This is a genomic window from Clostridium sp. Marseille-P2415 (assembly GCF_900155545.1).
Taxonomy (GTDB): Bacteria; Bacillota; Clostridia; order Lachnospirales; family Lachnospiraceae; genus Lacrimispora.
Genome location: NZ_LT732526.1, coordinates 1544191 through 1569343, shown reverse-complemented (window position 1 = coordinate 1569343; position 25153 = coordinate 1544191). Strand labels below are relative to the sequence as shown.

The window sequence follows — 25153 nt, the reverse complement described above, 5'->3', positions numbered from 1 at the left end:
TAAGAGCCGGGCTTTGTAAAGCCCGGCTCTTGGTGTAAAATATATTTATGCTACTAAATAAAATTCTACAAAAAGATTATACTATGGTTCAAGATTTTTATCAATTAAAACTACCATTAAATATCGATTGTATAATCCCAGATAATGATTCTGTGCGTTTGCTAAGTCAGGTTGTAGAGGAGATGGATATTTCAGAGTTATATTCGACTTATTCCCGAATTCGGAAAAATACTGCAACGCCAAGACAGATGCTGAAGATTATGCTGTATGCTTACATGAACCGCATCTATTCTGCAAGAGATATTGAAAGAGCCTGTCATCGTGACATTAATTTCATGTTCTTATTAGAGGATTCCAAAGCTCCGGATCATGCCACCATTGCCAGATTCCGTTCACTCCATTTTTCTTCCTGTTCAAAGAAAATGTTAGCTCAAATGTCTGTCCTGCTGTTTGAACTTGGTGAAATCTCCGGAAAGGATATCTTTATTGACGGTACCAAGATTGAAGCCTGTGCGAATAAGTACACGTTTGTCTGGAAAAAATCAGTGACTAAAAATCTCGCAAAACTGTTAGAAAAACTTGCAGCTTTTGTAGAAGAATGTGAAGAAGAATACGGTATTAAAGTTGTGTACCATAATCAAGTTCAACTGCGTCATGTAAAGAAACTCCGCAAAAAACTTTATAAGATCAAAGCCGAAGAAGGAATTGAATTCGTCCATGGAATCGGAAAACGTAAAACACAGTTGCAGCGCTCAATTGAGCGACTAGAAGAATATCTGGATAAGCTGAAAGAATACACAAAGAAAATCTACCAATGCGGTAGTCGTAATAGTTATTCAAAAACGGATCCAGATGCAACCTTTATGCGAATGAAAGAAGATGCGATGCTGAATGGACAGCTGAAGCCAGGCTATAACCTTCAGCATGGTGTGGATTCGGAATACATCACATGGCTTACGATCGGGCCACAGCCAACAGATACCACAACACTGATCCCATTTCTGAAAGATATGGAAGAACATTTAAATTTCAAATATAAAAACATCGTAGCGGACTCTGGATATGAAAGCGAGGAGAATTACCTATATATTGAAGAAAATGAACAGGTTTCATTCATCAAGCCTGCAAACTATGAGATTTCCAAGACGCGAAAATATAAAACAGATATAAGCCGCAGAGAAAACATGGAATATAACACAGAAAACGACTGCTATACCTGCAAAGCCGGGAAAAAACTTGTTTTAACAGGTACGAAACAAGGGAAAAGCAAAACGGGTTATGTAATCAGAAAAAACATCTATACCTGTGAGGACTGCTATGATTGTCCGTACAAAAGGGAATGTATCAAAGGAAACAACAGTAAGATACCTTTTGAAGAACGAGTAAAACGGCTTGAAGTATCAAAGGTGTTCCAACAAAAACGAGCAGAAGATCTGGAACGTATTCTCTCTGATGAAGGCTGTCAGCTTCGAATGAACAGAAGCATCCAGGCTGAGGGTTCATTTGCTGATGTGAAAACAGATATGAATTTCCATCGCTATCTATGCAGAGGGAAAAACAATGTACTTGCGGAAAGCGTTCTTCTTGCAATGGCTCACAACGTGAATAAGCTGCACCATAAGATCCAAAGAGAATGTACAGGAACACATCTGTTTAACCTTAAAGAAAGCGCATAAATTTAAAAAACCTTAAATAGCAGACAACTAAAAGCCGCTGAACAATCAGAGGTATAGTAGTTGTCTGCTATTTTTCTTTGTTCGTAAATCCAGAATAAAAATGAACTCTAAAAGCACTCAAAAGAGCTGGGCACCAGCTGATTTTAATCAACTAGTGCGACAGCCCCTTTTATGGGCATTTGCCTGGAGCCAGGGCTCCGGGCAGATATTAATATTTGTAATAAGTTTCTTCCGCAGCAGGCGCCTCATAGGTTTCTGTTTCCCGGCTGATCCCGGAAGGCATTTCTTTAAGCGCTTCTGTATGGTTTTCCATTAACTGGAATTTTCCGACCAGAGCTTTTAAGTTCATTGCCTGTGCTGACAGTTCCTCGGAAGTTGCCGCGCTTTCTTCGGAGGTTGCAGAAGTCGTCTGTACAACTGCTGATATCTGATCAATGCCGGTCGTAACCTGCATGATCGCATCGGACTGAACTGCCGACGCCTCCGCAATTTCCGCGATCCGGTTGGAAGAGATATTGGCTTTTTCAACGATAAGGCGAAGTGCTTCTGCAGTCTCACCCGCAATTTTTGTTCCGTTTCCAACCGCGGAGATGGCATTTTCAATAAGAGTTGTGGTATTTTTTGCAGCTTCAGCAGACTTTCCTGCCAGGTTGCGTACCTCATCTGCAACAACTGCAAATCCCTTGCCGGCAGAACCGGCTCTGGCTGCTTCTACCGCTGCATTTAAAGCCAGGATATTTGTCTGGAAAGCGATGTCGTCAATAGTTTTAATGATTTTACCGATCTCATTGGAGGTACTTGCAATTTCATTCATTGCAGTGATCATGTGTTTCACCTTCTGGTTGCCGGTAAGTACGCCTTCGCTGGCCTCCTGTGACAGGGAATTGGCTTCTGAGGCATTGGCCGCATTTTGTTTTACCCGCTCTGAAATTTCAGTAATGGTTGCAGACAATTCTTCAATGGATGAGGCCTGTTCGGTTGCTCCCTGGCTGAGAGCCTGGGAAGCGCTGGATACCTGGGAAGCACCAGTGGATACCTGCTCTGAGGCGCGGTCAATTTCCAGAAGCGTATCGCTTAAGGTAAATCGGATGTTCCGCATGGCCTCTAAGATATACTGGTAAGCGCCGATGTACTTTTCCTCATGTTCGGTCTTTACCCTGAAATTCCCTGTGCTCATTTCTCCCAGAAGATAGTTGATATCCTGAATGATGAACTTCAGATTATCCGCCATTCCCAGGAACGTTTGGGAAAGAATACCGATTTCATCATTAGAATGAACCTCCATATGGATATCCAGATTGCCGGCTGCAATGTCCGTAGCAGCCGCAACCACGCTATTGATGGGGTTCAGTGTTTTTTTCAGGAAAAGTGCTATAACGACGGTAATAAAAATAAGTGCCAGAATAGCCAAAACAATCATAATGAAAACGATCTGTCCGACATCTTTATTTAAATCGCTCTTTTCCAGACAGCTGGAAGCCCACCAGGTCTGTGTTCCGCAGGTGATCGGGTAGTAATGTCTGGATTCCATGGTACCGTCTGATCTTCTGGTGGTTACCTGGAAATCAGTCTTTGCCTGTTGGCCGGATACGATTTTTGCGTATTCCGAAGCGGGAATAAGGTCTTCCAGTTTTTTCCCTATATTATCACTGGATTGGCTGTCATAAGCAATCATATTGCCTTCTGTGTAGATATCAACATACATGGTCTGATATTTTTCATCGGATGTCTTTATTTTGGAAAAATTCGATACGTTGATATCAGCCAGTATCACACCGATGACTTGATCGCCCTCCATAATGGGGAAGGCAACGGTACTCATCATAGTACCTTTGTAATCAAACGGATCCGTAATATAGGGGGCCTTTGTTTCCTTTGCGACGCGGTAATAGTCCTGTGCGGAATATTCGCTGTATGCGCCCAAAGATTGAGCGGTTCTGTTTTTAGCATCATCCCTGTCTACATAAACAGAATAATCCTTTACTGCAATATCAAATTTGCCAGGTTCAAAAAATGCACCGACTCCATAGATATCAGGATTGTTGCTGACGGTTGACCATGCAGAATTAATGATATAGTTTTCAATTTCATAATTAATTCCATTTAGTTCAGCGTCATATATCCGGCTTTTTCGATTGATGTTTTTCCATTCGCTGTCTGCCTCACCGCCGTTATAAACATTATTTAAGTAATTCTGTAAATCCTGGGCGATGCCGGTGGCATCATCGATAATGGCCTGTACCATAAGACCATTCTGGGCTGCAATTCCGGAAAATTCTCCGTTGATTGCCTTTGAGACTGCGTTGCTTGCCTGTATGGAAGAGATTGCGATCAGCAAAGTCAGACTCAGCGCAAGAATGATGCACGTAGCAATGGAAGTTTTTGTTGCGAGTTTAAGATTATTGAAATTAAATTTTTTGATGCTTTTCATATTGTGTCATACTCCCTTTAAATGAAATGATTAGAAAAAAATCTACCCTCCTTTTTGTCGATAATATTTGAGATAAAACTATAATTTGAAAAATTGGAAGTGACCCTCCTTTTCTGTTTACAGACTTTATCGTGTCGCTTTAACATCTGTATAATCGACATAATCCGACAAGAATATAATAGAGAAACCCTATTTTTTTAATAAAAAAGCTAATATAATTATGTACTAAAGCCTATAAACTGCTAATTGTAGCGGTTTTTATGCCGGTTTTTGGGGGTAAAAAGGCCCTTGCACCCGGTTAACGTCCGGGCACAAGAGCCTGCATCAATACTTCCTCAATCCCGCAACAGGTCATGATAAGGATCGGGGTTCTTTTTCTGCTTTTTTCGTGGTTTTCCAAAAGAGGAGAAACCCGGCAAGTGCTACAAACATGGAGATGAACTGGGAGGTGGATAAGCTGCCCACAGATCCCCGGACCAGATCGCCCCGGTAAAACTCAATGATAAACCGGCCTATGCTGTAAAAAATCAGATAGAAGGCACTGATTCTCCCTGGGTTTTTGTTTTTCCCTGCCAAAGTGCATAACACAAAGAAGTTTAAAAAATCAAAGGCACTTGATACGATCTGGGACGGAAACAAAGGGATGCCGTTAGGGGCAAACCGGGAGCTATTAAAGGTAATGGACAGCGGTCCATGGAACTGGGTCCCATAGCAGCATCCGGCCAGAAGGCACCCGATTCTTCCAAAGCCCTGTGCCAGTGCAATGGACGGGACAACCAGGTCCAGGTAATGAAAAAAGCTTATTTTTTTAACCCTGCAATAAACATAACCGGCAGCGATTCCGCCGATGATCCCGCCATAGACAACAAAGCCGCCGGAGAGGCTTAACAAAAGGCCCGGGTCTTTGATGATATCGTTTAAAATGGTCAGGTAATAAAGAAGCTTTGCGCTGACCAGACCAAAGCCGGCTCCCCAAATAAGCAGAGGAAACAGATGATCCGGATCAAGTCCCAGTTTTTTTGCGCGGTATTCTGATGTTAAATAAGCGGAGACGATTCCGATACCGATCATCAGGCCATATCCGTGGAGGGTGATTCCTCCGATAGAGAATAAGTCATTGTACATGATAATTTTCCTTTTCATATCCTTAGTATTTAAGACAGTTTATTATAGCATATCTTTTTTGAGCTTGTAAAATAATTAAATTTATTTCCTTTCATTTTGTCTCAATTTCCTGCCGCAGGAATATTTCCCCATATTCTCTTAAAACGCTTCGGGGGCAATGTGTTCCATTGTCCGGCCCGTTAATTTAAAAAAGGGATATGTAAAAAAAGTGCACAAAAAAATGTGGAAAGATATACAAAATCACAAAATTTCAATAACGAACATATAAAAACAAAACGAACATATAAAGCCATTGAAAAACATTCATAAACATGATAATATTCTCATATAAAGAACAAAAAGAACATAAAAAACAAGCATATAATCAAAGGAGGATGATTTATGAGCAAGGTGAGCGAAATCACCAGAGAATCCTGGATCATGAGCACGTTTCCGGAATGGGGAACCTGGCTGAATGAAGAGATTGAAAGCGAAGAAGTGAAACCCGGGACTGTGGCCATGTGGTGGCTGGGCTGTACGGGAATCTGGTTTAAGACTCCCGGTGGCTGTAATCTGACCATTGATCTATGGTGCGGAAACGGAAAACGGACCCATGGCAATGGGAAAATGGCAGTTGGGCACCAGATGGCCAATATGTGCGGGGCCAGGAACATGCAGCCCAATCTCAGGGCAGTTCCCTTTGTCATTGACCCTTTTGGCATCAGACAGGTGGATGCGGTTTTAGCTACCCATTACCACCAGGACCATATGAGCGCGGAATATGCGGCCCATGTAATCCAAAGCGGTATGACTACGGTGGATGAGAACGGCAGGGAGATTCCTGTTCCATTCATCGGTCCGTTAAAATCCGTGGAAACCTGGTTAAAATGGGGAGTACCCAAAGAACGTTGTCAAATTGTACGGCCGGGTGATACAATCAGGATAAAGGATGTGGAAATCGCGGTTCTGGATTCCTTTGACCGGACCTGCCTGGTGACTACGGATTCTACCGGGCCCGACCGGGAAGAGCTTACGGGAATCTGCCCGACGGATATGGATGATAAGGCAGTGAACTATCTTATTAAGACTCCGGGAGGCAATATTTATCACAGCGGCGATTCCCATTATTCCATTTATTTCGCTAAGCACGGCAAAGATCATAAGGTGGATGTGGCATTTGGGTCTTATGGGGAAAATCCGGTGGGCATGGCGGATAAGATGACTTCCTGCGATATCCTTCGCATGGCGGAGGCTTTGCGGTGTGATGTCGTGATTCCGGTCCACTATGACGTATGGACCAATTTCATGGCGGATGTGAATGAAATCCGGGTGCTGTACGATATGAAGAAGGACCGGCTGGATTATAAATTCCACCCGTTCTTCTGGGAGGTGGGCGGTAAATACGTCTATCCAACGGATAAGGACAGGAAGGCTTACCATCACCGCAGAGGATTTGAGGATTGTTTCGAAGCGCCCCAGAACATACCGTTTAAATCCTGTCTGTAAGGCTTTATTAGGAGGGGGAACTGATGTTAAGAGAATTCGTGGAATGGAATCATTATAAATTTGCTGAGAAAGCATCTGACTGGCAGGAGGCTGTCCGGATGAGCTGCGAGACCCTGGAGGCGGACGGGACCGTGGAGGCAAATTATAAGGAAGATATCATTGAATGCGTGAAGAAATACGGGCCGTATATCGTCATCATGCCGAATGTGGCCATGCCGCATTCCCAGGAATGTGCAAGGGGTGTGCACAAGACAGCCATCGGTTTTATGAGGCTTAAAAAGCCGGTGAGTTTTGTTCCCGGGGATACGGAAAAGGATGCAAGATTGTTTTTCACACTGGCTTCCAGCAATCCGGAACAGCATTTGCAGAACATGACAAAGCTGTCAGAGCTTCTGATGAATGAGGCGGCAGTGGAAGCGCTTTTGGAGGCGGAGACGCCGGAAGATCTGCTTAGGATTCAGGAAAACTATTTGGATGAATAAGGGGGAGGGTTCTTATGGAAATTTTAATGAAGATTTGGTCGTATTTCGCAGTTAATGTGCTGCAGCAGCCGGCGTTTATGATTGGACTTATTGTAATGGTGGGATATTTATTACTGGGGAAGCCCTGGTACGATGTTCTGTCCGGTGTGATTAAAGCCATTGTCGGATATCTGATCTTAACGGTAGGCTCCGGCGGACTTGTAAGCAACTTCCGTCCGGTCCTGGTGGGGTTAAAGGACCGTTTTAACATGGATGCCATGGTAATTGACCCATACTTTGGGCAGAACGCCGTAACGGCCGGTGTGGAGGAGGTNAAGGTAATGGACAGCGGTCCATGGAACTGGGTCCCATAGCAGCATCCGGCCAGAAGGCACCCGATTCTTCCAAAGCCCTGTGCCAGTGCAATGGACGGGACAACCAGGTCCAGGTAATGAAAAAAGCTTATTTTTTTAACCCTGCAATAAACATAACCGGCAGCGATTCCGCCGATGATCCCGCCATAGACAACAAAGCCGCCGGAGAGGCTTAACAAAAGGCCCGGGTCTTTGATGATATCGTTTAAAATGGTCAGGTAATAAAGAAGCTTTGCGCTGACCAGACCAAAGCCGGCTCCCCAAATAAGCAGAGGAAACAGATGATCCGGATCAAGTCCCAGTTTTTTTGCGCGGTATTCTGATGTTAAATAAGCGGAGACGATTCCGATACCGATCATCAGGCCATATCCGTGGAGGGTGATTCCTCCGATAGAGAATAAGTCATTGTACATGATAATTTTCCTTTTCATATCCTTAGTATTTAAGACAGTTTATTATAGCATATCTTTTTTGAGCTTGTAAAATAATTAAATTTATTTCCTTTCATTTTGTCTCAATTTCCTGCCGCAGGAATATTTCCCCATATTCTCTTAAAACGCTTCGGGGGCAATGTGTTCCATTGTCCGGCCCGTTAATTTAAAAAAGGGATATGTAAAAAAAGTGCACAAAAAAATGTGGAAAGATATACAAAATCACAAAATTTCAATAACGAACATATAAAAACAAAACGAACATATAAAGCCATTGAAAAACATTCATAAACATGATAATATTCTCATATAAAGAACAAAAAGAACATAAAAAACAAGCATATAATCAAAGGAGGATGATTTATGAGCAAGGTGAGCGAAATCACCAGAGAATCCTGGATCATGAGCACGTTTCCGGAATGGGGAACCTGGCTGAATGAAGAGATTGAAAGCGAAGAAGTGAAACCCGGGACTGTGGCCATGTGGTGGCTGGGCTGTACGGGAATCTGGTTTAAGACTCCCGGTGGCTGTAATCTGACCATTGATCTATGGTGCGGAAACGGAAAACGGACCCATGGCAATGGGAAAATGGCAGTTGGGCACCAGATGGCCAATATGTGCGGGGCCAGGAACATGCAGCCCAATCTCAGGGCAGTTCCCTTTGTCATTGACCCTTTTGGCATCAGACAGGTGGATGCGGTTTTAGCTACCCATTACCACCAGGACCATATGAGCGCGGAATATGCGGCCCATGTAATCCAAAGCGGTATGACTACGGTGGATGAGAACGGCAGGGAGATTCCTGTTCCATTCATCGGTCCGTTAAAATCCGTGGAAACCTGGTTAAAATGGGGAGTACCCAAAGAACGTTGTCAAATTGTACGGCCGGGTGATACAATCAGGATAAAGGATGTGGAAATCGCGGTTCTGGATTCCTTTGACCGGACCTGCCTGGTGACTACGGATTCTACCGGGCCCGACCGGGAAGAGCTTACGGGAATCTGCCCGACGGATATGGATGATAAGGCAGTGAACTATCTTATTAAGACTCCGGGAGGCAATATTTATCACAGCGGCGATTCCCATTATTCCATTTATTTCGCTAAGCACGGCAAAGATCATAAGGTGGATGTGGCATTTGGGTCTTATGGGGAAAATCCGGTGGGCATGGCGGATAAGATGACTTCCTGCGATATCCTTCGCATGGCGGAGGCTTTGCGGTGTGATGTCGTGATTCCGGTCCACTATGACGTATGGACCAATTTCATGGCGGATGTGAATGAAATCCGGGTGCTGTACGATATGAAGAAGGACCGGCTGGATTATAAATTCCACCCGTTCTTCTGGGAGGTGGGCGGTAAATACGTCTATCCAACGGATAAGGACAGGAAGGCTTACCATCACCGCAGAGGATTTGAGGATTGTTTCGAAGCGCCCCAGAACATACCGTTTAAATCCTGTCTGTAAGGCTTTATTAGGAGGGGGAACTGATGTTAAGAGAATTCGTGGAATGGAATCATTATAAATTTGCTGAGAAAGCATCTGACTGGCAGGAGGCTGTCCGGATGAGCTGCGAGACCCTGGAGGCGGACGGGACCGTGGAGGCAAATTATAAGGAAGATATCATTGAATGCGTGAAGAAATACGGGCCGTATATCGTCATCATGCCGAATGTGGCCATGCCGCATTCCCAGGAATGTGCAAGGGGTGTGCACAAGACAGCCATCGGTTTTATGAGGCTTAAAAAGCCGGTGAGTTTTGTTCCCGGGGATACGGAAAAGGATGCAAGATTGTTTTTCACACTGGCTTCCAGCAATCCGGAACAGCATTTGCAGAACATGACAAAGCTGTCAGAGCTTCTGATGAATGAGGCGGCAGTGGAAGCGCTTTTGGAGGCGGAGACGCCGGAAGATCTGCTTAGGATTCAGGAAAACTATTTGGATGAATAAGGGGGAGGGTTCTTATGGAAATTTTAATGAAGATTTGGTCGTATTTCGCAGTTAATGTGCTGCAGCAGCCGGCGTTTATGATTGGACTTATTGTAATGGTGGGATATTTATTACTGGGGAAGCCCTGGTACGATGTTCTGTCCGGTGTGATTAAAGCCATTGTCGGATATCTGATCTTAACGGTAGGCTCCGGCGGACTTGTAAGCAACTTCCGTCCGGTCCTGGTGGGGTTAAAGGACCGTTTTAACATGGATGCCATGGTAATTGACCCATACTTTGGGCAGAACGCCGTAACGGCCGGTGTGGAGGAGGTGTTCGGCAAGGGATTTGGAAATGCAATGATTCTGCTGCTCATTGCTTTTATTGTCAACATTCTGCTGGTACGCTTCAGAAAAACGACTAAGCTCCGGGCGCTGTTTACAACCGGACATGTACAGGTGCAGCAGGCGGCTACCGCTTACTGGCTCATACTGTTTGCCTGTCCGTTCCTGCTCAATAACAATATCGGCCTTCTGGTGGTGATGGCTCTGATTTTAGGCGCCTACTGGGCCGTAGGTTCTAACTTGACCATTAAGCCCTGTCAGGAATTGACCGATGGTGCCGGCTTCTGTCTGGCCCATCAGCAGATGTTTGGTATAGCCTTTAATACCTGGCTTGCTGAGAAGTTTTTCGGTAAGAAGAAGGCTGGAAAAGAAGTAAAGAAAATTGAAAATATTGAGCTTCCGGGCTTTATGTCCATTTTCAATGAAAACATGGTGTGTACCTCCATTCTTATGGTGCTGTTCTTTGGAACCATTCTCTGTGTCCTTGGAAGAGATTACTTAGTGGAGCAGGGCTTCTTAAAAGAAGGAGCCAGCATGTTATTCTATGTGATACAGACCTGTTTATATTTCTCTGTTTACCTGGCTGTTTTACAGCTTGGCGTCAGGACGTTCGTAAACGAGCTGACCGCTTCCTTCCAGGGAATTGCGGATAAGCTGCTTCCGGGTTCTCTTCCCGGCGTAGACTGTGCTGTCGTATTCGGATTCGGTTCTGCCAACGCCGTGCCTTTGGGATTTTTAGCCGGTTTTATAGGTCAGATTCTGGCTATTATAGTACTGATTGTATTGAAAAGCCCTGTGCTTGTAATCTGCGGTTTCGTGCCGGTATTTTTTGATAACGCTACCATCGCCGTATTCGCCAATGAAAAGGGCGGAATTAAAGCGGCCCTGATTTTGCCGTTCTTATCCGGCTTATGCCAGGTATTTGGCTCTGCTCTTATTGCCGGCTGGGCAGGAATGGCGGCCTATGGCGGATATTTAGGCATGTGGGACTGGGCGGTTGTATGGCCGGTGATGACAGGCGTTATGAAGTTCTTAAGCTATGCCGGTGTTGCCCTTGTGGCAATCCTTCTTTTGGCCATTCCTCAGATTCAGTATTTAAAGGACAAAAAGGGCTATTTTCTCATTACAGAAGATTACGAAGCTTATAAAGCGTTAAAAGAAAAGAATGAGCAATAAGGAGATGGTATGATGGCAAGAGAAAATATGAGTTTTATGGTATGCTGTGCAAATGGAGCCGGCTCCAGCCTCATGATGAAGATGACGATGCAGAAGGTGCTTGATAAGGCCGGGATCAAGCCGGCTAAGGTTCACCACTGTGCTCTTTCCGAGGGAAAGACGGCGGCGGCCCAGTATGACGTAGTATTCTGCGCCCAGAACTTTGCGGGCATGTTTAAGAGCGCCCAGGAAAAAGGAACCATGGTCATCGGACTGCGAAATATCATGTCGGTCCAGGAGATGGAGCAAAAAATGAAAGAGAATGGAATTCTTTGATTCAATCAAAACGAACATAAAACAAGTGACACAAGCTCCTGGAACGGATATAATGGATGCAATAATCATATCTTTATGAGTTGAGAAGAGGTACAGGGAATGAAGAAGGACAGAGCTTGTGTAGAAAACCGCAGAAACCGCATCCTGGAGATGATGCAGGAGAATCCCAGGGTGCGCGTGGATGAGCTGGCAGAGATATTGGGGGTATCCCTCATCACGGTCAGAAGAGATTTACAGTACTTAGAGGACAGGAAACTTCTGGTCCGGACCCATGGGGGAGCCATTGCGGCCGGAAATCCGGCGGATGAGGTGCAGATGTACCGCAGGCTGATCGCCAGATATGCGGCCCGGTTTGTGTCAGAAAATGATACTCTGTTTATCAACACGAGCCGCAATGCCTTAAAGCTTATAGAGCATATAAGCTGCAACAACGTAACTGTCATTACCAATAACGGCAAAGCCATTACCTGTGAGCACTCCCAGGGAGTAAACGTGGTGCTGACGGGCGGTGAACTGCGCCATCCAAAGGACGCCATGGTGGGGGATTTCGCCCTGCGGAACCTGCAGCCCATTTATGCAAAGAAAGCTTTTATCGGCTGTTCCGGCATCAGCGCGGAAAACGGAATGACCACTGAAATATTTAACGAGGTCAGTATCAATGAGATGATGATTGACCATGCCACCCAGGATGTTTATGTCCTGGCAGACCATACAAAAATAGGAAAGAACAGCAGCTTTGTAAGCTGCCCCATTGAAAAAATCAAGTATCTTATCACCGATGAAAAGGCACCGGTGGAGGCTTTGGAGCTCATTAAGGAAAAAGGGGTCCAGGTATTCCAGGTACGCCAATCGGATTTCTAGACCAATCATTATGGAATCAATGCCCGGGCTTCCATTTTGATTGCATCAATTGGAGGCAAATTTATGGAAAAGGCATATACCCTTGGATTATACGAAAAGTCCATGCCCTCGGGGCTTGGCTGGAAAGAAAAGCTGGAGGCAGCAAAAGCGGCCGGGTTTGATTTTGTGGAAATCAGCATCGATGAAACCGATGAGAAGTTAAAGCGCCTGGATATGTCACAGGCGGAACGGCTTGAAATGGTAAGCGTCATGAAGATTGTGGGCCTGCCCATACGCACCATGTGTTTGAGCGGGCATCGCAAATATCCACTGGGAAGCCATGATCCAGCTATCCGCGAAAAGGGGATGGAGATCATGGAAAAGGCCATTGAGCTGGCAGATGACTTAGGGGTGAGAATCATACAGCTGGCCGGATACGATGTTTATTATGAAGATTCCAGCGAAGAAACAAAGCAGTATTTTCTGGAAAATTTAAAAAAGGCCACGGAGCTTGCAGCCCGTGCCGGTGTGGTGCTGGGATTTGAAACCATGGAAACCGAATTCATGAACACGGTGGAGAAATCCATGCAGTATGTAAAGCTGGTATCCTCTATGTATCTGAACGTCTATCCGGATATCGGAAACATTACCAATGCAACGAAAACTTATGGAACCGATGTGTTAGAGGACCTCCGTACGGGAAAGGGCCATCTGGTAGCCATGCATTTAAAGGAGACTGCGCCCGGCCAGTTCCGGGAGATTCCCTTCGGAAAAGGCCATGTGGATTTTAAAAGTGCCATAAAAACCGCCTGGGAGCTGGGCATCCGGAAATTCGTCGCAGAATTCTGGTACACGGGGAATGTGGAGTGGATGCAGGATTTGATTGATGCCAGCTTAAGGATGACAAGAATTCTGGATGAGCAGCGGTAGAGGGAGGCACGTGCATGAAAGCAGAGAAAAAAGTGATAGAAACCTTAACAAAATGTTATTCCATAGCGCCGCTGCATTTAAATGGGGAAGACCATTTCCTTGTTGCAGCGGAAAAGGAGGACCGGTGTCTGCTCTTTGACCTGGATGGGCATTTGGAAGATACGGTGTGGGCCGGTCCCGGAGGCGTTATGACCATGGTTCAGGTACCGAATACCAATGGGCAGTTTCTCGCCACCCATAAATTTTACTCCCCCAATGATTCCAAAGAGGCTAAAATTGTGATTGTGACTCCCCAAAAGACGGGGGATTGGGAGGTGCGGACTCTGGTGGATCTGCCTCATATACACCGTTTCGACATTCTGGAAAGGAACGGCGTTTATTACCTTTTGGCATGCACGTTGAAATCGGGCCATGAGTATAAGGATGACTGGTCCAGTCCCGGCCGGGTTTACGCGGCAGCTCTTCCGGAGGATTTAGGAAGCTTTGATGAAAATCATCAGCTTAATCTTACGGTAATTAAGGATGATATGTTAAAAAACCATGGATATTACCGGGTGGATGACGAGGGGATGGAAACCGGGATTATTTCTTCTGACAGCGGTGTGTACCAGTTTATCCCTCCTTCTTTAAAAGGCGGGGACTGGGAAATACGCAGACTCCTGGAAACGGCAGCCAGTGATGCGGTTCTGGTGGATTTTGATGAGGATGGGGAAAAGGAACTGGCGGTGCTTTTTCCTTTTCACGGAGACTGTATCGCCATCTATAAGAAACGGGAAGGCAGATTTTTAAAGATTTACGAATATGAAAAACCGGCAGAATTCACCCATGCCATATACGGCGGCATGCTCTGCGGCAGGCAGGCGCTGGTTGTAGGGCATAGAAAAGGGGAAAGGAATCTTCTGGCTTTCACCTGGAACAAAGCAACGGGGCGGTATGAGAGTGAGGTTTTGGACCGGGACTGTGGACCGGCCAATGTTTACCACTTTAGAAAGGACGGAAAGGATATCCTTATTTCCGCCAACCGGGAAACCGATGAAATTGCCATGTATACAGTGGAACCATAATGCAGAGGGAGGAGAAACGGATGCTGGAGGAATTAAAAAAACTGGTCTGGGAGGCCAAGATACTTGACAACAGGTATTTATTGTGATAATCTTTTTACAATTGAATAAGATCTTCAGGGCAGGGTGCAATTCCCTACCGGTGGTAAAGCCCACGAGCCGCAAGGTATGATTCGGTGAAATTCCGAAGCCGACAGTAAAGTCTGGATGAAAGAAGATGACAAAGCGCAGGTTACCCTGTAAAAAGTCTATATCGTTGCTCTGGAATGATTGATCATTTCAGAGCTTTTTTAATCCTAAAATATGGATGATCAGACTGGGGGTCCCGATAGCTGTACATAATAGCCTTGAAGATTGTATTCAGGGCTTTTTCTTTTACAAAAAATTGGAAGGAGGTATCTGTATGACAGACCGGGACTATATGAAGCGGGCACTGTCACTTGCCGGGAAAGGAACAGGCGCGGTCAACCCTAACCCTCTGGTGGGGGCAGTTATCGTAAAGGAAGGCCGGATAATCGGGGAAGGCTGGCACAAAGAGTACGGCGGTCCCCATGCAGAACGGGATGCTCTTGCATCCTGCAGTGCATCTGCGCAGGGAGCGGATCTTTATGTAACCTTGGAGCCGTGCTGCCATTATGGGAAAACACCGCCCTGCACCGAGGCCATTTTAGAAAGCGGAATCCGGCGGGTGGTGGTTGGAGCAGCGGATCCCAATCCCCTGGTGGCTGGAAAAGGAATCCGCTTTTTAAGGGAGAAGGGAATTTTAGTGGAGGAGGGAGTGCTTGAAGATGAATGCAAAGAATTAAACCGTGTGTTTTTTCACTATATGAAATCCGGCATGCCCTATGTAGTCTTGAAATACGCCATGACCATGGATGGAAAAATCGCTGCGGTTTCAGGAAAATCAAAATGGATAACCGGGGAATTGGCAAGGGAACATGTCCAGAAGGACCGGAACCGCTATGTTTCCATTATGACCGGTGCGGGAACGGTACTTGCGGACGATCCGCTTTTGACCTGCCGGTACCCGGGGGGAAGAAATCCTGTCCGCATCATCTGTGATACCAGCCTGAAAACGCCCCTGGAATCGAAAATTATAAAAACCGCAGAGACAGTTCCCACCATAATAGCGACTGGCTGCCAGGATGAAACGCTCTTAAAGCCTTACCGGAAAGCAGGCTGTCAGATATATGCCGTGCCCGTAAGGGAAGGGCATATTGATTTGAAAAAACTAATGGGGATGCTGGGAAAAGCGGGGATTGACAGCGTATTGCTGGAAGGAGGCAGCACTCTTAACTGGTCCGCATTAAAAAGCGGAATTGTAAACCGGGTTCAGGCCTATATAGCTCCGAAAATATTCGGCGGGAAAGGGGCTGCAACTCCGGTAGGAGGAATCGGGGCAGAATTTCCGGAGCAGGCTTTTTTGCTGGGAAAGCCTGCCGTCACCTGGTTTGGAGAGGATATCCTGTTGGAAAGCGAGGTGTTACCGTGTTTACAGGAATCATAGATAAGGTTGGTATAATCCTGGAAATAAAAAGAAATAAGGATTCCGCGGTTTTGACCATTGATGCAGGAGAAATTTTGGATGATGGAAAGGTGGGGGACAGCATCGCGGTAAACGGTGTGTGCCTGACCGTAAATTCTATTCATGGCAGAACCTTCAGCGCGGATGTGATGCATGAGACGATGAGACGTACATCTCTTGCTGCCCTGGAGCAGAAAAGCCCTGTGAACCTGGAGCGGGCCCTGGCTCTGGGAGGCCGGTTCGGCGGTCATATCGTAGCAGGCCATGTGGACGGAACGGGAATCATTTCCGGGATAAAAAAGGATGACAATGCCATCTGGTTTACCATTCGGACCACACCGTCTATTCTGCGGTATGTGGTGGAAAAGGGATCCATAGCCGTGGACGGGATCAGTCTGACCGTTGCAGCGGTTTCGGAGGAGGATTTCAAAGTATCGGTGATTCCCCATACCTTAGGGAATACCACGCTCGCTTTTCGGAAAGCCGGAGATATGGTCAATCTAGAGAATGACTGCATTGGAAAATATGTGGAAAGGCTTCTGGGTATAAAAGAGGAAAAAACAGGCATTACCCGGGACTTTTTGGAAAAATACGGATATTAGGAGGTTTTGATATGTTTTCATTTGATACAGTTGAACAGGCACTGAAAGATCTGCAGCAGGGAAAAATCATTCTGGTAACAGATGATGAAGGAAGAGAAAATGAGGGGGACTTTATCTGTGCCGCCCAATTTGCCACGACAGAGAATGTGAATTTCATGGCGGTCCATGGGAAAGGACTGATCTGCATGCCCATGAGCATGAAGCTGTGCGAGCGGTTTCGGTTTCCCCAGATGGTGGCGGACAACACGGACAGCCATGAGACGGCTTTTACGGTTTCTGTAGACCACATCCGGGCAACGACCGGAATATCCGCAGAAGAACGGGCCATGACAGCCCGCTTTTGTGCAAGTGAAGAGGCAGGGCCGGAGGATTTCCGCCGCCCGGGCCATATGTTTCCCTTAATGGCCAAGAAAAATGGCGTGCTGGAGAGACCCGGACATACGGAGGCCACTGTTGATCTTATGAAGCTGGCCGGATTAAAGGAATGCGGCTTATGCTGCGAGGTCATGAAGGATGACGGGACTATGATGCGGACGGAAGAACTTGAGAAGCTGGCGGAGAAATGGGGCCTTACCTTTATCACCATCCGGGATCTGCAGGAATACCGGAAGAAACATGATAAGCTGGTGGAACGGGTTGCAGTCACAAAAATGCCTACAAAATACGGACAGTTCATGGCTTGTGGCTATGTGAACCGTCTGAACGGAGAGCATCATGTAGCTCTCGTGAAGGGGGAAATCGGAGACGGGGAAAACCTTTTATGCCGGGTCCATTCGGAATGTCTGACCGGGGATGCTTTTGGTTCCCTGCGCTGCGACTGCGGCCAGCAGTTTCAGGCAGCCATGGAACAGATCGAATCAGAAGGACGCGGCATTCTTCTTTATATGAGGCAGGAGGGGCGCGGGATCGGTCTGATCAATAAGCTTCGTGCCTATGAACTGCAGGACGAAGGCATGGATACCCTGGATGCCAATCTGGCCCTGGGATTTGGCGGGGATCTGCGGGAGTATTACATTGGAGCTCAGATACTAAAGGACTTAGGGGCAAAAAAGCTTAAGCTTCTGACCAATAATCCGGATAAAGTATACCAGTTATCCGGATTTGGGCTTGAAATCACCGAACGGGTGCCCATACAGATGCGTGCAACCCCTTATGACTGGAATTATCTTAAAACAAAACAATCCAGAATGGGCCATATTTTGAATTATGAAGGGAGATTAAAATGAACGTTTTAGAAGGAAAATTAGTTTCAAAGGATATGAAAGTCGGTATAGTGGCCGCAAGGTTCAATGAATTTATTACTTCCAGGCTCCTTTCAGGAGCAATCGACGGGCTGGTCCGGCATGAGGTATCGGAGGAAGCCATTGACGTGGCCTGGGTTCCCGGGGCATTTGAGATTCCTCTGATAGCATCGAAAATGGCTAAGAGCGGGAGATACGATGCGGTGATCTGTTTAGGCGCCGTAATCCGGGGGAGCACAAGCCATTATGATTATGTCTGCAATGAGGTCTCCAAGGGAATCGCCCAGGTCTCTTTAGAGAGCGGAGTTCCAGTCCTGTTCGGTGTTCTTACTACAGAAAATATAGAGCAGGCCATTGAACGGGCCGGGACCAAATCAGGGAACAAAGGATTTGACTGCGCCTTAAGCGCGGTTGAATTGGTAAATCTGATCCGGCAGATTTAGACTTATTTTTAAAGTTTTGTTGTAATTACAACAGACAGATTCGGATAGCCATTGTATGATAACTCCAGAAAGCAAAAAACAGGAGGTTATGAGGAATGGTTCGTAGAATTATTCACATCGATAAAGAAAAATGCAATGGCTGTGGAATCTGTGCGGCGGCCTGCCATGAGGGAGCCATTGGAATGGTAGATGGAAAAGCAGAGCTTATGCGGGATGATTACTGCGATGGGTTAGGGGATTGTCTTCCTGCCTGCCCTGCGGGAGCGATCAGCTTTGTGGAACGGGAGGCAGCCGCTTATGATGAAGATGCGGTAGCTCAAAATAAGAAAAAAGCGGAAGCAATGGGAAAGATGGCTTTTTCCGGTTGTCCGGGAAGCCGCTCCATGCAATTTGCGCGTACTTCCGCGGAAGACGGAAAAGCGGCTGCATCCCCTATGGAATCTCAGCTAAGGCAGTGGCCGGTACAGATCAAGCTGGTTCCGGTAAAGGCGCCTTATTTTGATCAGGCAGATCTGCTGATAGCGGCAGACTGCAGCGCATATGCCTATGGAGATTTTCATCAGAAATTCCTGAGGGGAAAAACCGTTCTCGTCGGCTGCCCAAAGCTGGATCAGGTAGATTACAGTGAAAAGCTGGCGGAGATTATGAAAAATAATGCTATTAACAGTGTTACCGTTGTCCGAATGGAAGTACCATGCTGCGGCGGGTTAGAACATGCGGCATTAAGGGCGCTTGATGAAAGCGGAAAAGAAATCCCATGCCAGGTTGTTACCATCTCCGTAGACGGAAAAATCCTTTCATAAATAACAGAAAAAGAAATATCAGCCCATGTGCATTTCAATGCAAAGGGCATTAAAAAAATGTTAAGGTTCTCGCTTTTCTATTCCTTTTTTTTGTGAATTTCATTAAAATAGGGGTAAAAAAGGAGGACCGGCTCATGAATGCCTTTATTATTTTTTTAATTGTTATTTATGCAGTCATAGGAGGAATTTCCACACTGTATCTGTTTTTCAGCATGCCTGCAGTTATCATATGGAAGTTCTATCGGAAATTCAAATATCATATATCGATTATGGATTGATCCAGTGGAAAGGACCCGAAAGTAAAACACCAGATTTTCATGAATTCATGAATTTCTGGTGTTTTTATCTTTCTGCAGCATAAGGTAATTCAGGAAATCCATGAGTTAGATATTCGTAAGCCGTTCAAAAAGACTGTTCACCTCCAGCCGTCCAAACCCCCATATATTATTTGGATAAATTTGAGCATCGCTGCGTACTGCTCCCCGTATAATGAGCCGGTTGATATCATTGCCGGTCGTGGAGGGATAATTCCCCCTTTGGATGGCCCATTCCATGACCATTGCGACAACACCGGCCGCATGGGCTGCTGCGGCTCCGGAACCGGTTGCTGTTCCATACTGGTTCCCGGGAACCGCGCAGGGGATCTGAAAGCCTGGAGCGGAGATATCCGGTTTGACCAGACCGCTTCTTGTATAGCCTCTGCTTGTTTCAGGCAGTATGCTGTCATTAAACTGATTATAGGCAGCCACCGTTAACTGGTTGGTGCCGTTGCCCGGAGAGGTTATGGTGGTATCCGGGTTTGGATTCAGAAAAAAAGTTTCATCTGTAATCAGGCTGCCGCTTGGCAGCCAGCAATGAAAAGAAAATGGCTCGTTCTCAAGGCTTTGAGCACGCAGATACCATACTCCTGCCATAGGATTGTCAAAACGGATCAGTATCAGCTGATCTCCGGTTTCTTCTTCAATTATAATATTGTTGACCCAAAGGACACTCTGGGTAAAGATGAAATTAAATCTTCTGCAATCGCCGATTGCAGGAAAAATCTGCTGGGTGGATTCTCTGTTTGGAGTAGAAACATCTATGGAAATCCGTCCCGGTGCATAGGGCCAGATTTCAAGCCAAAATTGTTTGTCATTTTCCCCGATCCTTAATTCAAAGTCATTGTAAAAGGGGGCAGCTGTGGTACTGTTAAAATAATGCCGCCGCGTATTCCCTTCATTTCCTGCTGAGACAGAGGCGCCGACTCCCGGCAGCTGTACAATGTAAGTGAAGTAACTGCTTAATACACCGTGACCGTCGTGCCCGCCCTGGCTGCTCCCCATAGCAAAGCATACGACAAGGGGCCGGCCGGACCTTTGGGAAACAGAAAGCAGATAACGCACCCCTAAAAGAATATCGGATTCCTGAAAGCAAAGTGCATCTCTCCGTGCAGAAAAAATTTCTTTTAGATTTTCTTTCGCTTCCTTCAGTTTTACGATTACTAATTCAGACTCCGGAACGATACCGGAAAAACTCTGTTCCGGACTGGGTCTTCCTGTAATAATACTGGCTATCGCCGTTCCGTGCCCATTGGTATCTGTGGAAGATACGACAGACAGGGGATCTTCCGATGATAATGCCTGATTGATCATTTCCCTGCTGTATTCACTGCCAAATGTAAAGCCCTCGGGAATGGTACCGCTTTGTTCGGTCTGATCCCATATGGAAAGGATGCGGGAGGTGCCGTCATTATTGCGGAAAGCCATATGCTGGTAATCAATACCGGTATCTATTATTCCGATTAAAATTCCGTTTCCAAACAGGCTTAAGAAAGGATTGCGCTGGACAGTTCCAATGCCGGATTTTTCAATGCTTATTGTGGATTCAATGTTATAGAGTGTTGGAAAGCTGCTGTATGGGCGTGTGCCTAATTCACAGGGTTCCGCAGCGGTCCTGGGTACATGCAGCAGAGAATTCCGTTCAGTCAGAAATGTTATATTATCACCTGTATCATAGGATGGGACTGAAATGTTGCTAATGATCAGGTCATAGTAATTATTGTCCAGTATTTTAAGCAAAATTATGCCTCCTTTCTATACAGTTGAACCCATTAAATAATGGTAAGTCCTTGAAACAGGCTGTTTATATCCAACTCGCCGTATCCCCATATATTGTTTGGGTAAATGATAGTATCGCTGCGTCTCGCTCCCCGTATGATGAGCCGGTTGACATCGCTTCCGGTCATTGAGGTATAATTTCCCCTTGGGATAGCCCATTCCAGAACCATGGCAATTACACCGGCCGCATGGGCGGCGGCGGCTCCGGTTCCGGTTAAAGTTCCATACCTGTTTTCGGGCAGTGCACAGGGAAGCTGGTAACCTGGAGCAGCGATATCCGGTTTAACCAGTCCATTTCTTGTATAGCCTCTGCTCGATTCGATAATAATGCTGTCATCAAACTGGTTATAAGCGGTAACTGTCAGTTGACTGGCACCGTTGCCCGGAGAGGTTATGGTAGTATCCGGGTTTGGATTTAAGAAAAAGGTCTCATCTGAAATCAGGTCACCAGCCGGCAGCCAGGAATGAAACGACAAGGGCTCATTTTCCATGCTTTGGACCCGGATTCTCCAAACTCCGGGAAGTGGATTCAGAAAGCGCAATAATATGAGCTGGTCTCCGGTTTCTTCCTCAAACATAAAGTTGTTAACCCAAATCTCACTGGGAGTAAATATGAAACGGAACATTCTGCAATCAGAAATTGTGGGGTAAATCTGCTGAGTGGATTCCCGGTTTGGCGAGGAAACATCAACGGAGAGCCGTCCAAGAGCGTATGGCCATATTTCCATGGAAAACCGTGTATCTGGTTCTCCGACCCGAAATTCGAAGTCATTGTAGAAGGGGGCAGCTGTGGTACTGTTAAAATAGTGCCTGCGGCTGTTGCCCTCATTTCCTGCGGAGATTGAAATACCGATTCCCGGCAGCCTTGCAAGATAGTTTAAGTAGTTGCTTAAGGCTCCGCTTCCGTCATGCCCTCCCTGAGAGCTTCCCAGAGCAATGCATATAACCAGAGGGCGGTTTGCATTTTGGGAATAGGAATCTAAGTAACGCAGTCCGAGCATAATGTCGGATTCCTGGTAACACAGAGCATTTTCCGGGACAAAAAAAATATTTTTGAGATTCTGTTTCGCCTCTTTCAGCTTTACGATCACCAGTTCGGATTCCGGAACAACACCGGAAAAGGTCGATTCCGGATTGGGGTTTCCCGCGATAATGCTGGCGATTGCGGTACCGTGTCCGTTGGTGTCTGTAGTTGGAACAGCGGATAATGGGTCCTCCGATCTCAATGCAAGATTGATGAGCTCTCTACTGTATTCAGAACCGAATGTAAAACCTTCCGGAGGTGTACCTTCCTGTATGGACTGGTCCCATATGGAAAGAATCCGGGTGGTATTATCGTTATACAAAAATGCCTGATGCCGGTAATCAATACCTGTATCAATGATTCCGATGATGATTCCCCTGCCAAACAAGCTTAAGAAAGGGTTTCTCTGAACAGTTCCAATGCCGGATTTTTCTATGCTGACAGTAGAAGTCGGTGTGTAAAGAGTTGGAAAATTGTGATAAGGATACTGACCCAGGGTGCAGGGATCCTGATTATTCGTGGGAATATGCAGCAGAGAGTGTCTGAAATTCAGCAGTGTGATGTTATCCTCGGCACCATACAGTGGAATCGAGACATTATTAATAATAAGATCATAATAATTGTTATCCAGCACTTTTTCCAAGTTTTAAGCCTCCCAGCCTGATTCTAATGGAGCATTTGTTTTATCTTATGCGGCAGGAAACCTATTATGAGCCGCAGCAAAGGCTGTTTATCAGAACATTATTTATTGATCCGGCACTTATGAATCGAATACTGGTTACCGGCAGACAGGAGGGAGGCCGGCAAGATAGGAATCCTGCCGGCTAAGTATGAGAAAAGTTTAATTAAAGGGATATTACCTTCTTGCAAGTATAAATATACCGATGACTTATGTAGAAATGTTGTGGAAAATGTGAAGAGTTTGTGAAGGAATAAAAAAGAAGAATTGGGGCTGTCGCACTAAGTAATTAGTGCGCAGCCTCTTTGCTTGCAAAAATTTAAGAGCCGGGCTTTGTAAAGCCCGGCTCTTGGTGTAAAATATATTTATGCTACTAAATAAAATTCTACAAAAAGATTATACTATGGTTCAAGATTTTTATCAATTAAAACTACCATTAAATATCGATTGTATAATCCCAGATAATGATTCTGTGCGTTTGCTAAGTCAGGTTGTAGAGGAGATGGATATTTCAGAGTTATATTCGACTTATTCCCGAATTCGGAAAAATACTGCAACGCCAAGACAGATGCTGAAGATTATGCTGTATGCTTACATGAACCGCATCTATTCTGCAAGAGATATTGAAAGAGCCTGTCATCGTGACATTAATTTCATGTTCTTATTAGAGGATTCCAAAGCTCCGGATCATGCCACCATTGCCAGATTCCGTTCACTCCATTTTTCTTCCTGTTCAAAGAAAATGTTAGCTCAAATGTCTGTCCTGCTGTTTGAACTTGGTGAAATCTCCGGAAAGGATATCTTTATTGACGGTACCAAGATTGAAGCCTGTGCGAATAAGTACACGTTTGTCTGGAAAAAATCAGTGACTAAAAATCTCGCAAAACTGTTAGAAAAACTTGCAGCTTTTGTAGAAGAATGTGAAGAAGAATACGGTATTAAAGTTGTGTACCATAATCAAGTTCAACTGTGTCATGTAAAGAAACTCCGCAAAAAACTTTATAAGATCAAAGCCGAAGAAGGAATTGAATTCGTCCATGGAATCGGAAAACGTAAAACACAGTTGCAGCGCTCAATTGAGCGACTAGAAGAATATCTGGATAAGCTGAAAGAATACACAAAGAAAATCTACCAATGCGGTAGTCGTAATAGTTATTCAAAAACGGATCCAGATGCAACCTTTATGCGAATGAAAGAAGATGCGATGCTGAATGGACAGCTGAAGCCAGGCTATAACCTTCAGCATGGTGTGGATTCGGAATACATCACATGGCTTACGATCGGGCCACAGCCAACAGATACCACAACACTGATCCCATTTCTGAAAGATATGGAAGAACATTTAAATTTCAAATATAAAAACATCGTAGCGGACTCTGGATATGAAAGCGAGGAGAATTACCTATATATTGAAGAAAATGAACAGGTTTCATTCATCAAGCCTGCAAACTATGAGATTTCCAAGACGCGAAAATATAAAACAGATATAAGCCGCAGAGAAAACATGGAATATAACACAGAAAACGACTGCTATACCTGCAAAGCCGGGAAAAAACTTGTTTTAACAGGTACGAAACAAGGGAAAAGCAAAACGGGTTATGTAATCAGAAAAAACATCTATACCTGTGAGGACTGCTATGATTGTCCGTACAAAAGGGAATGTATCAAAGGAAACAACAGTAAGATACCTTTTGAAGAACGAGTAAAACGGCTTGAAGTATCAAAGGTGTTCCAACAAAAACGAGCAGAAGATCTGGAACGTATTCTCTCTGATGAAGGCTGTCAGCTTCGAATGAACAGAAGCATCCAGGCTGAGGGTTCATTTGCTGATGTGAAAACAGATATGAATTTCCATCGCTATCTATGCAGAGGGAAAAACAATGTACTTGCGGAAAGCGTTCTTCTTGCAATGGCTCACAACGTGAATAAGCTGCACCATAAGATCCAAAGAGAATGTACAGGAACACATCTGTTTAACCTTAAAGAAAGCGCATAAATTTAAAAAACCTTAAATAGCAGACAACTAAAAGCCGCTGAACAATCAGAGGTATAGTAGTTGTCTGCTATTTTTCTTTGTTCGTAAATCCAGAATAAAAATGAACTCTAAAAGCACTCAAAAGAGCTGGGCACCAGCTGATTTTAATCAACTAGTGCGACAGCCCC

The 25153-nt window shown here is 45.4% G+C and carries 21 protein-coding genes, 2 pseudogenes and 1 riboswitch; of the genes and pseudogenes, 18 read left to right on the top strand and 5 right to left on the bottom strand.

Features of this window, described 5'->3' with window-relative positions; all coding sequences use genetic code 11:
* Positions 1–47 precede the first annotated feature (47 nt).
* Positions 48–1676 carry an IS1182 family transposase gene (locus BQ9856_RS12160; RefSeq protein ID WP_077611272.1) on the top strand — a complete coding sequence of 543 codons (1629 nt, stop codon included), beginning with the start codon at positions 48–50 and terminating at the stop codon, positions 1674–1676.
* A 208-nt stretch (positions 1677–1884) separates the two neighbouring features.
* On the opposite strand, the gene BQ9856_RS12155 is transcribed toward BQ9856_RS12160, so the two are convergent.
* Both BQ9856_RS12155 and lgt read right to left on the bottom strand, forming a co-directional pair.
* Positions 1885–4107, bottom strand: coding sequence for a methyl-accepting chemotaxis protein (locus BQ9856_RS12155; protein ID WP_077611271.1), 2223 nt, complete (start codon positions 4105–4107; stop codon positions 1885–1887).
* A gap of 351 nt (positions 4108–4458) precedes the next feature.
* Positions 4459–5232, bottom strand: a complete 774-nt coding sequence (gene lgt / locus BQ9856_RS12150) for a prolipoprotein diacylglyceryl transferase (RefSeq protein WP_077611270.1) — start codon at positions 5230–5232, stop codon at positions 4459–4461.
* Between the two features lie 381 nt (positions 5233–5613).
* Here lgt and ulaG (BQ9856_RS12145) point away from each other — a divergent pair, with 381 nt between their 5' ends.
* The 3 genes and pseudogenes from ulaG (BQ9856_RS12145) to BQ9856_RS24260 form a co-directional block, all read left to right on the top strand.
* The gene (gene ulaG / locus BQ9856_RS12145) at positions 5614–6717 is read left to right on the top strand and encodes an L-ascorbate 6-phosphate lactonase (RefSeq protein ID WP_077611268.1); all 1104 of its coding nucleotides are present in this window, start codon (positions 5614–5616) and stop codon (positions 6715–6717) included.
* A 23-nt stretch (positions 6718–6740) separates the two neighbouring features.
* Positions 6741–7199 carry a PTS sugar transporter subunit IIA gene (locus BQ9856_RS12140; RefSeq protein WP_077611267.1) on the top strand — a complete coding sequence of 153 codons (459 nt, stop codon included), beginning with the start codon at positions 6741–6743 and terminating at the stop codon, positions 7197–7199.
* A gap of 14 nt (positions 7200–7213) precedes the next feature.
* Positions 7214–7507, top strand: a pseudogene (locus BQ9856_RS24260) (PTS transporter subunit IIC); the annotation flags it as partial.
* A 44-nt stretch (positions 7508–7551) separates the two neighbouring features.
* Here BQ9856_RS24260 and BQ9856_RS24255 read toward each other — a convergent pair.
* Positions 7552–7911 (bottom strand): annotated as a pseudogene (locus BQ9856_RS24255) (prolipoprotein diacylglyceryl transferase); the annotation flags it as partial.
* Between the two features lie 435 nt (positions 7912–8346).
* Here BQ9856_RS24255 and ulaG (BQ9856_RS12130) point away from each other — a divergent pair.
* From ulaG (BQ9856_RS12130) to BQ9856_RS24870, 13 genes are all read left to right on the top strand, one after another.
* Positions 8347–9450, top strand: coding sequence for an L-ascorbate 6-phosphate lactonase (gene ulaG / locus BQ9856_RS12130; RefSeq protein ID WP_077611268.1), 1104 nt, complete (start codon positions 8347–8349; stop codon positions 9448–9450).
* A 23-nt stretch (positions 9451–9473) separates the two neighbouring features.
* Complete coding sequence (locus BQ9856_RS12125) at positions 9474–9932, top strand: PTS sugar transporter subunit IIA (protein WP_077611267.1); 459 nt, start codon at positions 9474–9476, stop codon at positions 9930–9932.
* A 14-nt stretch (positions 9933–9946) separates the two neighbouring features.
* Entirely contained in the window at positions 9947–11431 is a 1485-nt protein-coding gene (locus tag BQ9856_RS12120; RefSeq protein ID WP_077611266.1) for a PTS ascorbate transporter subunit IIC, read from the top strand.
* Positions 11432–11440: 9 nt separating this feature from the next.
* Entirely contained in the window at positions 11441–11746 is a 306-nt protein-coding gene (locus BQ9856_RS12115; protein ID WP_235839198.1) for a PTS sugar transporter subunit IIB, read from the top strand.
* A gap of 99 nt (positions 11747–11845) precedes the next feature.
* Positions 11846–12607 carry a DeoR/GlpR family DNA-binding transcription regulator gene (locus tag BQ9856_RS12110; RefSeq protein WP_077611264.1) on the top strand — a complete coding sequence of 254 codons (762 nt, stop codon included), beginning with the start codon at positions 11846–11848 and terminating at the stop codon, positions 12605–12607.
* Positions 12608–12670: 63 nt separating this feature from the next.
* Positions 12671–13516, top strand: coding sequence for an L-ribulose-5-phosphate 3-epimerase (locus tag BQ9856_RS12105; RefSeq protein WP_077611263.1), 846 nt, complete (start codon positions 12671–12673; stop codon positions 13514–13516).
* Between the two features lie 14 nt (positions 13517–13530).
* Complete coding sequence (locus BQ9856_RS12100) at positions 13531–14580, top strand: hypothetical protein (RefSeq protein ID WP_077611262.1); 1050 nt, start codon at positions 13531–13533, stop codon at positions 14578–14580.
* Positions 14581–14685: 105 nt separating this feature from the next.
* Positions 14686–14800: riboswitch (FMN riboswitch) on the top strand.
* Positions 14801–14980: 180 nt separating this feature from the next.
* Positions 14981–16084, top strand: coding sequence for a bifunctional diaminohydroxyphosphoribosylaminopyrimidine deaminase/5-amino-6-(5-phosphoribosylamino)uracil reductase RibD (ribD, locus tag BQ9856_RS12095; RefSeq protein ID WP_077611261.1), 1104 nt, complete (start codon positions 14981–14983; stop codon positions 16082–16084).
* Positions 16066–16704 carry a riboflavin synthase gene (locus BQ9856_RS12090; RefSeq protein ID WP_077611260.1) on the top strand — a complete coding sequence of 213 codons (639 nt, stop codon included), beginning with the start codon at positions 16066–16068 and terminating at the stop codon, positions 16702–16704. The genes ribD and BQ9856_RS12090 overlap by 19 nt, the downstream gene beginning before the upstream one ends.
* A gap of 11 nt (positions 16705–16715) precedes the next feature.
* Positions 16716–17930 (top strand): bifunctional 3,4-dihydroxy-2-butanone-4-phosphate synthase/GTP cyclohydrolase II, encoded by a 1215-nt coding sequence (locus tag BQ9856_RS12085; RefSeq protein ID WP_077611259.1) that lies wholly within the window; start codon positions 16716–16718, stop codon positions 17928–17930.
* A complete protein-coding gene (gene ribH, locus BQ9856_RS12080) occupies positions 17927–18388 on the top strand; it encodes a 6,7-dimethyl-8-ribityllumazine synthase (protein WP_077611258.1) in 462 nt (153 codons plus the stop codon). Before BQ9856_RS12085 ends, ribH begins: the two co-directional genes overlap by 4 nt.
* Positions 18389–18483: 95 nt before the next feature.
* Positions 18484–19191, top strand: coding sequence for an ATP-binding protein (locus BQ9856_RS12075; protein WP_077611257.1), 708 nt, complete (start codon positions 18484–18486; stop codon positions 19189–19191).
* Between the two features lie 134 nt (positions 19192–19325).
* Positions 19326–19469 (top strand): hypothetical protein, encoded by a 144-nt coding sequence (locus BQ9856_RS24870; RefSeq protein WP_200801302.1) that lies wholly within the window; start codon positions 19326–19328, stop codon positions 19467–19469.
* Between the two features lie 105 nt (positions 19470–19574).
* Here the strand turns inward: BQ9856_RS24870 and BQ9856_RS12070 are convergent, their stop codons facing one another.
* On the bottom strand, positions 19575–21248 hold the full coding sequence (locus BQ9856_RS12070; RefSeq protein ID WP_077611256.1) for a S8 family peptidase: 1674 nt from the start codon (positions 21246–21248) through the stop codon (positions 19575–19577).
* A gap of 32 nt (positions 21249–21280) precedes the next feature.
* Complete coding sequence (locus tag BQ9856_RS12065) at positions 21281–22945, bottom strand: S8 family peptidase (RefSeq protein ID WP_442855587.1); 1665 nt, start codon at positions 22943–22945, stop codon at positions 21281–21283.
* Positions 22946–23357: 412 nt separating this feature from the next.
* Here BQ9856_RS12065 and BQ9856_RS12060 point away from each other — a divergent pair, with 412 nt between their 5' ends.
* Positions 23358–24986, top strand: a complete 1629-nt coding sequence (locus BQ9856_RS12060; protein WP_077609594.1) for an IS1182 family transposase — start codon at positions 23358–23360, stop codon at positions 24984–24986.
* The last annotated feature ends 167 nt before the right edge of the window (positions 24987–25153 follow it).